The sequence below is a fragment of the uncultured Rothia sp. genome, assembly GCF_937976295.1.
Classification (GTDB): domain Bacteria; phylum Actinomycetota; class Actinomycetes; order Actinomycetales; family Micrococcaceae; genus Rothia.
The window spans coordinates 1-1,013 of sequence record NZ_CALJRY010000364.1; the positions used below are offsets into that span (position 1 = coordinate 1).

At 57.0% G+C, this 1,013-nt stretch carries 1 pseudogene; it reads left to right on the plus strand.

Features of this window, described 5'->3' with window-relative positions:
- Positions 1 to 749 (plus strand): annotated as a pseudogene (locus tag Q0216_RS09670) (galactokinase); the annotation flags it as partial.
- Positions 750 to 1,013: the final 264 nt, after the last annotated feature.

Sequence of the window (1,013 nt, forward strand, 5' to 3'; positions counted from 1 at the left end):
ATCCGGAGCAGGCGCTGGTGGTTGATTTCCGTGATTTTTCGATTGAGCCGGTTGCAGTGGATATTGCCCAGCATGGCCTGAGTTTTTTGGTGATTGATACGAACACTCCGCATGAACTGACGGATGGCGGTTTTGCGGCTCGTCGTGCGGCGTCTGAGGCGTGCACTGACGCTTTGGGCCTGCGTTTTTTGCGTGATGCGTTGCCGGAGGACTTGTCCTGCGCGGGTATGGATGCGCGCGCGGCGAAGGCGTGGCGTGCTGATTTGGTGGATTCTTCGGTGAATCGTGCTCTGGACGCCCTGGAGGATGCGGGTCGTCCGTGTTCGTTCCCGCGCGGTTGGGTGCGTCATGCATTCCACGATATGACTCTGGTGGGTCGTGCGAGCTATCTGCTGCAGCATGCTGACGAGCTTGGTTTCGCGGCTTTTGAGGAAGCGGGCCGTATTTTCACGGAGTCGTTTGTGTCGATGCGTGATGAGTTGCGTGTTTCTCGCCCGGAGATTGATGATGCGGTGCAGGTGTGCCTGGATCAGGGCGCGCTGGGTGCCCGTATTGTGGGTGGTGGTTTTGGTGGCGCGGTGATGGCGCTGATTCCGACCTCTCGTCTGGAGGCTGCCGCGGATGCGGTGGCGACTGCGTATGCCGTGCGCGGCTATGCGGCGCCTCGTTTTTTGCCGATGGTTGCTGGTTTTGCAGCGTCTCATGATTGGGCTGCGGGTGCTGATCCTACGGATATTCCGGTGTTTTAGGGTTGGGCACTGAGGTCTGCCATAACTCACCCATAACATCGTCGGGGCCATGCTGGAAATCGTCGGGGTGTCATACGGGCGGTTTTTCGGGGTTTGAACGATATTCGTAGCTGGAAGTTTCCTGCGAGTTTCTGCAAATTTCCTCCACCGATCCCCCGTAATAACGCGCTGATAAGCCACAATTTTTTGGTCATTGATCAAAAGTGACGCCACGTTTTCTGAGGGTGGTTTTTCTTGCCCTCGCGGGTATGTACACTTATCGAC